The sequence below is a fragment of the Actinomadura sp. HBU206391 genome (assembly GCF_014323665.1).
GTDB lineage: Bacteria > Actinomycetota > Actinomycetes > Streptosporangiales > Streptosporangiaceae > Actinomadura_C.
The window spans coordinates 52887-61772 of sequence record NZ_JABVEB010000020.1 but is presented as its reverse complement, the minus strand read 5'-3'; the positions used below and the strand labels follow the sequence as shown (position 1 = coordinate 61772).

Below are 8886 nucleotides of genomic sequence, written 5' to 3'. Positions count from 1 at the left end.
GTGGACGCGTGGAACCACATCGAGGCGGCGATGGCGCTCGGCGTGGCCGGGCTCCGCGCCCCGGCGCGGCGAGCCTACGAGTGGCTGCGGACCGTCCAGCGACCCGACGGCTCATGGCCGGCCAAGTGGGTGCTCGGCGACGTCACCGAGCCGGGCGGCGAGTCCAACCACGCCGCCTACGTCGCCGTCGGCGCGTGGCACGAGCTCCTGATCACCGGCGACGAGGAGTTCGCCGAGCGGATGTGGCCGACCGTGCGGCGCGCCGTCGAGTTCACGCTCGGGCTGCAGACCGCCCGCGGAGAGATCATCTGGATCCGCCGTCCGGACGGCTCGCCGAGCGACCACGCGCTGCTCACCGGCTGCTCGTCGATCTACCAGTCGCTGCGATGCGCGGTGGCCCTCGCGGAACGGCTGGGCGACCCGCAGCCCGACTGGGAGCTCGCCGCCGACCAGCTGGGACATGTGGTCGCCGCCCATCCCGAGGCGTTCGCCGACAAGAGCCGCTACTCGATGGACTGGTACTACCCGATGCTCAGCGGGCCGGTACGCGGGCAGGCGGCGCACCGGCGGATCGCCGAGCAGTGGGACACGTTCGTCGTCCCCGGCCTCGGCTGCCGCTGCGTGTCCGACCAGCCATGGGTGACCGGTGCCGAGACCTGCGAGCTGGTACTGGCCCTGGACGCGATAGGCGACACCGGCCGGGCCCTTGAGCTGTTCGACGCGATGCAGCATCTGCGCCACCCGGACGGGTCGTACTGGACGGGCTACCAGTTCGCCAACGACCGGCACTTCCCCGGAGACCGGTCCACCTACACCGCGGCGGCGGTGGTCCTGGCGGCGGACGCGCTGTCGGGCACAACCCCCGGCGCGACGATCTTCAAGGAGATCGGCGGCCGACCGCTGGGGCCCTCCGAGGCGGCCGACCCGGTCGCCTGCGGCTGCGCGCCGGCGGCCCTTCCCACCGCGGTCCGCACCGGTTCCTGACCCCCCGGCCGTCGACCCGCCCCGAAGAGCGGGCCGATCAGGCGGCGAGGTCGGCGCGGGCCGCCATGAGAGCGAAGCCCAGCAGGTTGAGTCCTCGCCACTGGGACGGGCGCCCGGACTCGGGTTGATGCTCGCTGAGCCCGATGCCCCAGATGGGGTCGTAGGGGCTCGCCTCGACGAGCACCTTGCCCGAGGTCGCCAGCAGGAAGTCCCGCAGCGGTCCGAGCGCGCCGAACTTCGCGCGGTTGCCGGCCACGACGATGTCGAAACGGTGCTCGATCCACGCCGTCTCGTCGAACCCCCGCACCGTACGGCCGGCACCCTTGGCCCGGCCCGGGTCGGGGTCGGCGAGGATCCTCGCCTCGGCGGCCGCGTCGCCGAACAGCCTGGCCTTGCCGACCATCATGAAGTGCTCGGCGGTGGGATAGACCACGCCGTCGGCGGTGAACGGCGACGGATACCACTGGCTCAGGCAGCTCTTGCCGATGCCGTGGTGCTGCTTGCCGCCCCAGAACAGCACGAACTCCGGCAGCTCGCCTCGCCGCTCCATCCTGATCAGATCATCGACGCGCATGGCGCAGATCGTGGCAGGTGTGAGCGGACGCCGGCAAAGGGATTCGGTGGCGGTATCCCCCTCACCCGGCCGGTTCAGGCCGACAGGGCCAGCAGGGCGATCGCGAACCGGCCGCAGGTCAGCCGATACCGTCGGCGACCCGCTCCAGGACGCGGAGCGAACCCTCGACCCGACGCTCCTGGAAGGCGCCGCTGGCGATCGCCCGCCGGTAGACGCGATAGGGCGCCTGGCCGCCGTGGGCGGGGTCGGGGAAGACGTCGTGGATGACCAGAGCACCGCCGACCTTCACCCAGGGCGCCCAGCCCTCGTAGTCGCCCTGGGCGTGCACCTCGGCGTGGCCTCCGTCGATGAACAGCATTCCGACCGGCGTCGCCCACAGCGCCGAGACCGTACGGGACGCGCCGACGACAGCGACGATGTGGTCCTCGAGCCCCGCGGCGGCGATCGTGGAACGGAAGGTCGGCAGCGTGTCCATCCGGCCGGTGCACGGATCCACCAGTGACGGGTCGTGGTGCTCCCAGCCCGCCTGGTTCTCCTCTGAGCCGTGGTGGTGGTCGACGGTGACGACCACCGTACCGGCCACGCGCGCGGCGGCCCCGAGGTAGATGGCGGACTTACCGCAGTAGGTGCCGACCTCCAGGATCGGGCCGCGCGAGCCGTACGCCACAGCGGTCTCGTACAGGGCGGTGCCCTCCGCCGGGGGCATGAACCCCTTCGCCGCCAAGGCGGCCCGTACGAGAGGAACGGGCATCGCGGGCAATACGGTCAGGTCATCGGTCACGCCGTGACCCTATCCGTACGGCCGGCGCCGGAAACGTCCGGTATCTCCCCGGCCCGGGCTCACGCCTGCGTTCTCCGGCCGGCCGACGCAAGCGTGCGGCCGGCGCCCGCGGGATGGCACCATCGAGACGAGGCCGCCGATCACCGGCTCGGCGGCCCGGCACATCAGCCGGCTCACAACACTGAAGGCACCGATGCCGATGCCCGCACAGTCCCATGACGTCGTCGTGGTCGGGTCGGTCAACGCGGACCTGGTCGTGCGCGTCGACCGGTGGCCCGCACCCGGCGAGACGGTCCTCGGTTCGGATCTCGAGACCCATCCGGGCGGGAAGGGCGCCAACCAGGCGGTCGCCGCCGCACGACTCGGAGCCCGCGTGGGCATCCTCGGCCGGATCGGCGCCGACCGGTACGGGGAGTTCCTGGCCGAGAGACTCAGGCACGACGGGATCGACACCGAGCATCTGCTCACCACGCCCGTGCCCACCGGCGTTGCGCTGATCAGCGTCGGACCGGGCGGAGAGAACAGCATCATCGTCTCGCCGGGCGCGAACCGGCGGCTGTCGGAAGAGGACGTCGCGGCGGCCCGCCCGCTGCTCGGCTCCGCCCGCGTGATCTCGCTCCAACTCGAGATCCCGATGCCGACCGTCCTCGCCGCCGCCCGCGCGGCGGCCGAGACCGGCGCCCGGGTGGTGCTCAACCTCTCGCCGGCCACGCGAGTGCCGCCGGAGCTCCTCAGGCTGTGCGACCCCCTGGTCGTCAACGAACACGAGGCGGCCTTCGTGCTCGGCTCGACCCGGGTTTCCGCACAGGGCTCCGCACCGGCCTTTACACCGGACGGCGCGGTCTCGGCCGCCGGGCTCGCCACGGCGCTACTGGCCCTCGGCCCGCGCTCCGTAGTGATCACTCTGGGCGCGCGAGGGGCGGTCGTGGCCCGCGGGACCGAGATCGCGACGGTGCCGAGCCCTGAGGTCGAACCAGCGGACACCACCGGCGCCGGAGACGCGTTCACGGGAGCGCTCTGCCGGCGGCTCGCGGGGGGCGACGGCCTGGTCGCCGCGGCCCGCTTCGCCGCCCGGGTGGGCGCTGCGGCCGTACGGAAGGCGGGCGCGCAGACTTCCTTCCCGACCCTCGAGGAGCTCGCCGAGACATGAGCCGAGGCCGCCCGTTCGTCGCGGCCGGACTGCCTTGCCGCCAAAGACTGAAACATGTTCTACTTTCGGCGTGAGTGACCGTACCCGTATCGCCATGACCGAGGACGAGGTGTCCTCCCTGGTCGCCGAGCAGCGCAAGCTGCAACTCGGCACGATGAATCCCGACGGAACCCCGCACCTCGTGACCATGTTCTACGCGATGGTGGACGACAAGATCGCGTTCTGGACCTATCGCGCCTCCCAGAAGGCGCGCAACATCGAGCGAGATCCTCGCGTCACGTGCCTGATCGAGGCCGGCGAGGACTACTTCGAGCTGCGGGGCGCCCTCATCTACGGCAACGCCAAGGTACTGACCGAACAGAACGAGGTTCGGTATGTTGGGGCCGAGGTGGTCCGGCGCATGATGGATCTCGAGGACGATGCTGTCACGCCCTTTGTCGAGCACACGGCCGCGAAACGTCATGCGTACATCGTGGAACCCGTCCGCGTCGCCTCCTGGGATCACCACAAGCTCGCCGGGAACTGAAGGAGAACGCGATGGAGGTACGGGTCGACCCGCTGGTGTGCGAGGCCAACGGGGTGTGCGAGGGACTGGCCCCCGAGGTCTTCGAACTCGACGACGACGACGTTCTGCACATCCTGCAGCCGAACCCGCCGGCGGCTCTGGCCGACCGGGTGAGGCACGCCGTCCGATCCTGCCCCAAGGCCGCGCTCTCCGTGAACGAGTGAATCCGCACCACAACCCCACCCCACCCCCGGGCGCCGTGACGGCACCCACACCCCCCACGTGGAGGCGACCATGGCTCGCGCAGCGATAGTGCACGCGGTCGGCGACAAGGAACTGGACCTGCGAGACGACGTCACGACGGTGGACCCGGGACCGGCCGAGGTCAGGGTCAAGATCAGGGCCACCGGAGTCTGTCACTCCGACCTGTCGGTGATGACCGGCGTGCTGCCCATGTCGACGCCGACGGTCGTCGGCCACGAAGGAGCGGGCGAGGTCCTCGAAGTCGGCGACCACGTCACCTCGGTGCAGCCGGGTGACCACGTCGTCGTCAACTGGACCCCCGACTGCGGGATCTGCGCCGAATGCCTGCGCGGCGAGCCGTACCTCTGCATGGCCTTCATCGGCGACGCCTTCGGCAACCCGCGGTTCCGCATCGGGGGGGACACCCCTGCGTTCGGCATGGCGGGCGTGGGCACGTGGGCCGAGGAGGTCGTCCTCCCCCACCAGGCAGTGATCAAGGTCGATGCGGACGTGCCGTTCGAGTACGCCGCGCTGCTCGGCTGCGGAATCCCGACCGGCGTCGGCGCCGCGATCAACACCGCCAAGGTCAAGCCGGGTTCGACGGTCGCCGTGGTCGGCGCCGGCGGCGTCGGTCTGGCCGTGATCCAGGGCGCCCGGATCGCAGGCGCCTCGACGATTCTCGCCATCGATCCCAACGAGGCGAAGCACCCGATCGCCAAGCAGTTCGGCGCCACACACACCGCCACGCTCGACAACCTGGACGAGACCAAGGGCCTGCTCACCGGAGGCGGCTTCGACTACACCTTCGAGGTCGTCGGCAAGGCCGCCGCGATCACCACGGCATGGCAGACCACGCGCCGTGGCGGCGACGTGATCGTGGTCGGCGCCGGCGCGGCCGACGACAACTTCGAGATGAACGCGTTCTCGCTGTTGTTCGAAGGCAAGAGCCTCAAGGCCTCGCTGTACGGCGGCAGCTATCTCAAGCGGGACATCCCGCGCTTCGTCGACCTGTGGCGCGCGGGCAAGCTCGACATCGAGAACCTGATCTCCCGCCGGATCCAGTTCGAGGAGCTGAACGACGCCGTGCGGGCGCTCACCAAGGGCGAGGTCATCCGGCAGGTCGTGCTCTTCGACTGAGCCGCCTTACGGTCGGATGGCGGCCGGCGTGCGCTGCCAAGAGCCGCCGGCCGCCACCATGAGACCCGCGCCTCGGACGCGCCGATGGGCCGCGGATCCCGCCCGTGATGAGCGCCGTCCCGGGCATCCCGGGACGAATGACCCCACCCCCTGCACGGAGGTGACACCCAGTCATCGCAGTTGGCGGCCCCGGTGCTACATCCCTCGGCCGCCATTTCGGCACGGCCCACCTAAGAGATCACGTGCTCCATACCGAAGTTTTACCTTTGCAATTTAGGGCATCTCAGGCAGACCAACATCGGCTCACTGGGAGGAGACGCCACCATGGCGTACCGATATCGACGGTCGGGATTCAGTCTGATCGGTCTCATCTATGTGATCATCGGGATCTTCGTGGCCTGGGATCGCGGCTACATCGACGTCGGATTGCTGCGCCGTGTGGCCAGCGCGCTGCTGGCGATATTCCTCTGGTTCCTCGTACTTCTCGGCGTGGATCTGCACATCAAGGCTTGACCTCTCGGGAGCGGCCACCGCAGATCACGACAGGGGGCGGGTGGGCTGTGATCTGCGGTGGCCGGCTTCCTTGAAAACGACTCGAAAACGACTCTGAACCGACTCCGAAACGACGGAGCTTCAGGGGCTCGGCGTCCGCCACAGCGTGGGCCGTTCACCCCGGTGATCCGCGGTGACGCCCACCGCCAGCAGGTCGTCGCCCAGCGCGGTGAGCGCCGTGAGTCGCTGCGCTCCCTCGCCGGCCAGCCCGGCGCCGTGCGGCCGGCTCGGCCGCCAGGTGTGCCCGTCGGGCGAGCTCCAGATGATGACATCGCTCCGGCCGGGAGCGCCGGTCGTACCCGCCGCCACGAATCCCTGCAAAGCGACGACCACGGTGGTCGCTCCCTCGAGCACCTGCGACCGCCAGGTCTTGCCGCCGTCCGCCGACGTGGCGACGAATCCCTGATCGGCCAGCGCGACGAGCAACCCGCCCTTGGCCGCGACCCTGGTGAACCGTCCCGGGGCCGCGCCGGGCGGAACCGGCACCGCCCCGCTCGCGGTCCACTTCTCGCCGTCGGCGGAGGTCCACGCCACGGGGCGTTCGGGCGTGTCGCCGCCGCGCTTCCCCTTCTCGGCCTGCGGCGCGCCGCCGACCGCGACGTAACCGTCCGGCACCGTCGCCACGTCGGTCATCGCCTTGGCGGCACCGAGCCCGCCCGATCCACGAGTCCATTTCTTCAGGTCGGTCGAGCGCCACGCGGCCGCCGAGTCTCCGGCCCTGCCGACCAGCACATAGCCGGACGGGCCGTACGTCGCCCCGGTGGGACGGAAGTCCGCCGAGAGGCCGCGGGCACGCCGCCAGTCGGCACCGTTGGCGGAGGTCATCACCAGCGGCCGGTCCGGAGTCCGGCCGACGGCGACCCAGCCTTCACCGCCGCCGGCCGCATCGGTCAGCCGCTGCGTCCCGTCACCGCCGAACCCGGTGCCGCTCGCCCTGCTCCATGACCGACCGTCCGGACTGATCCAGACCGCCGCGTCGCCGTTCGTGCCGCCCACCGCGAGCACCTGCCCGCCGTTCGGCGCGAGCGCGGCGATCGCGCGGTCCGGTTGCACGGCGCCGTCGACGCCTGCGAGGTCGATGTCGCCGGTACCCGGCAGAGACAGGTACGCGTCATCACCGTCCCGGCCCGTCACCACGGGTCCGAGCGGCAGCACGGCGAGGCCGGTGAGGGCAGGCCCGGTGATGACGGCGGTCCGCCGCCAGGTCCGGCCGTCCTGGCTGCGCATCACGGCGGTCTTGCCGCCGCGCATGCTCACGAGCGCCGCGAGCCCCGAGGGCGCGCCGCTCAGCCGATCGACTCCGATGAGATCACCGCCGGTGAGCCGGCCGGCGACGGCCCATTTCGCGCCGTCGGCGGAGCTGAACACCACCGTCGAGCGGACGAACCTGCGCTTCTTGCCCCTGCCCGTCACCTGCCGCGAGTCCCGGGTGAGGAAGAACCCGCCGGGCCCGCTGACGAGCCCGTTGCCCGAGCCGTACGAGCCCCTCTGCTGCGGAACCCGCACGGCGGCCCAGGTGCGGCCGCCATCGGTGGACCGCCAGTAGCCGCCGCCCCGCGCCGTGGTCTTGACCCTGCGCTTCTTGTTCCCCCGGGTGACCGTCCGCGTCACGGTCTGGCTGCGGAAGCCCTGCGCCACCAGCGTGTCTCCGACCGCGGCCACCCGGTCGAGCCGCAGGACGCCGGTCAGCTTGGCCTGCGAGGCCGCGACGCGCTGCCACGCCCTGCCGTCCGGGGAGACCCACACCGCCGCGCGGCCGGACGCCCGGCCGACCGCCGCGAAGCCCGAGGCGGTACGGGCGACGGCCCGCACCTCGTCGGCCGCCGCGAACGCCGGGGCGCCGGCCTGCCGGGTCCAGGTCCGTCCGTCCGAGCTGGTCCAAACGGCACCACCGACCGCCGGGCCGCCGACGGCGTCCGCGGTGCTCCCGTCCGCGGGGGCGGCGGGGCCTCCGAGCGCGACCCAGGCACCGGCCCCGCCCGCGACCTGCCGCGGGAACTCCCCGGGCGGCGGCTCACCGCCGTCGGCCGCGCGCACCTCGGCGAGCCGCCAGGTCCGGCCTCCGTTCGCCGAGGTGAGGAACTGCCCACGGACGTCGTCTGAGCCGACGGCCACGATGGTCTCGCCGACGGCGGCGACGGCCGCAAGCACCTGCTCGCGCCCGTCGGTCTTCGCGGCCGGGTCGAGCGTGAAGATCCGGGTGGCGTCGGCGGCCCCCGGACTGGAGGTCCCGCCGTCCTGACGGTTCTGCACCGCGTACGCCCCGGCACCGGCCACCAGTACCCCCGCGAGGACGACGATCCCGGCCCTGCGGGCGCGGCGGCCGCGCCGGGAGCGCGGCACGTCGGACCGCGGCGGCGGCGCCTTCTCCGGTGTCTCCGCCTTCTCCTGGGTCTGCGCCTTCTCCTGGGTCTGCGCGGTGCGCGTCACCGGTGCCTTCCGCGCCCCCTGCACTGTCTGCGCCCGCGCGGTGTCCGGCGAGCCGGTCCGTGCCGGGGTGTCGTCCTCATCGGCCGATGCGACCGTACCGTCCTGAGCCCAGTCGACCCCGGCGCGGCGCCACACCGAGTGCGAGCGCTGCCAGGGCGAGGCCGCTCTCTTGACCGCGCCCCGGCCCGCCCGGCTCTTCTTGGGCGTGGTCCCGGCGTTCTCCGGAGGGCTCGCGGCGGGCGCGCCGTTCTCCAGGCCCGCCGTGTCGGCGGCCCTGACCACGGCCGGCGGCAGCCCTCTGCCCTTCCGCCTCGACACCGGCATGGCCGTGTCGACGATCGCGGAGAAGGGATCAGTGGGGTGCTCTGGCCGGCCACCGGTGACGGATTCGGTGTCGCTTTCTTCCGGGATCCTCGTCGTCACCTGTTCCTCGACCTCTTCCCATCGCCTCGTGGACATGGCGATGCCCACGAAACGCGCCACAACGGCACATGCGTCACCTAGCTGTCGGCGACATGATCAACCAATGG

Annotated in this window: 9 protein-coding genes; 6 read left to right on the top strand and 3 right to left on the bottom strand. The window is 71.9% G+C overall.

Features of this window, described 5'->3' with window-relative positions:
- Positions 1 to 984: prenyltransferase (locus HKK72_RS10610; protein ID WP_187234126.1), on the top strand; the 984-nt coding region annotated here is incomplete at its 5' end.
- 37 nt (positions 985 to 1021) lie between these two features.
- On the opposite strand, the gene HKK72_RS10605 is transcribed toward HKK72_RS10610, so the two are convergent.
- Together HKK72_RS10605 and HKK72_RS10600 are read right to left on the bottom strand one after the other, a co-directional pair.
- Entirely contained in the window at positions 1022 to 1558 is a 537-nt protein-coding gene (locus HKK72_RS10605) for an NADAR family protein (RefSeq protein ID WP_187234125.1), read from the bottom strand.
- 118 nt (positions 1559 to 1676) lie between these two features.
- Complete coding sequence (locus HKK72_RS10600) at positions 1677 to 2309, bottom strand: class I SAM-dependent methyltransferase (RefSeq protein ID WP_187234130.1); 633 nt, start codon at positions 2307 to 2309, stop codon at positions 1677 to 1679.
- Positions 2310 to 2532: 223 nt separating this feature from the next.
- On the opposite strand from HKK72_RS10600, the gene HKK72_RS10595 reads away from it, so the two are divergent.
- The 5 genes from HKK72_RS10595 (at position 2533) to HKK72_RS10575 (ending at position 5887) form a co-directional block, all read left to right on the top strand.
- Positions 2533 to 3489 (top strand): ribokinase, encoded by a 957-nt coding sequence (locus HKK72_RS10595; protein WP_187234124.1) that lies wholly within the window; start codon positions 2533 to 2535, stop codon positions 3487 to 3489.
- A 70-nt stretch (positions 3490 to 3559) separates the two neighbouring features.
- Positions 3560 to 4015: a pyridoxamine 5'-phosphate oxidase family protein gene (locus HKK72_RS10590; protein ID WP_315987180.1), complete on the top strand. Its 456-nt coding sequence runs from the start codon at positions 3560 to 3562 to the stop codon at positions 4013 to 4015.
- Positions 4016 to 4026: 11 nt separating this feature from the next.
- Entirely contained in the window at positions 4027 to 4218 is a 192-nt protein-coding gene (locus HKK72_RS10585) for a ferredoxin (protein WP_187234123.1), read from the top strand.
- Between the two features lie 70 nt (positions 4219 to 4288).
- The gene (locus HKK72_RS10580; protein ID WP_187234122.1) at positions 4289 to 5374 is read left to right on the top strand and encodes a Zn-dependent alcohol dehydrogenase; all 1086 of its coding nucleotides are present in this window, start codon (positions 4289 to 4291) and stop codon (positions 5372 to 5374) included.
- A 324-nt stretch (positions 5375 to 5698) separates the two neighbouring features.
- A complete protein-coding gene (locus HKK72_RS10575) occupies positions 5699 to 5887 on the top strand; it encodes a hypothetical protein (protein WP_187234121.1) in 189 nt (62 codons plus the stop codon).
- 120 nt (positions 5888 to 6007) lie between these two features.
- Here the strand turns inward: HKK72_RS10575 and HKK72_RS10570 are convergent, their stop codons facing one another.
- On the bottom strand, positions 6008 to 8839 hold the full coding sequence (locus HKK72_RS10570) for a hypothetical protein (RefSeq protein ID WP_187234120.1): 2832 nt from the start codon (positions 8837 to 8839) through the stop codon (positions 6008 to 6010).
- Positions 8840 to 8886 lie beyond the last annotated feature (47 nt).

Coding starts and splice junctions, on each gene's coding strand:
- HKK72_RS10605 (WP_187234125.1), bottom strand. CDS start 1,558: ATGCGCGTCGATGATCTGATCAGGATGGAGCGGCGAGGCGAGCTGCCG.
- HKK72_RS10600 (WP_187234130.1), bottom strand. CDS start 2,309: ATGCCCGTTCCTCTCGTACGGGCCGCCTTGGCGGCGAAGGGGTTCATG.
- HKK72_RS10595 (WP_187234124.1), top strand. CDS start 2,533: ATGCCGATGCCCGCACAGTCCCATGACGTCGTCGTGGTCGGGTCGGTC.
- HKK72_RS10585 (WP_187234123.1), top strand. CDS start 4,027: ATGGAGGTACGGGTCGACCCGCTGGTGTGCGAGGCCAACGGGGTGTGC.
- HKK72_RS10580 (WP_187234122.1), top strand. CDS start 4,289: ATGGCTCGCGCAGCGATAGTGCACGCGGTCGGCGACAAGGAACTGGAC.
- HKK72_RS10575 (WP_187234121.1), top strand. CDS start 5,699: ATGGCGTACCGATATCGACGGTCGGGATTCAGTCTGATCGGTCTCATC.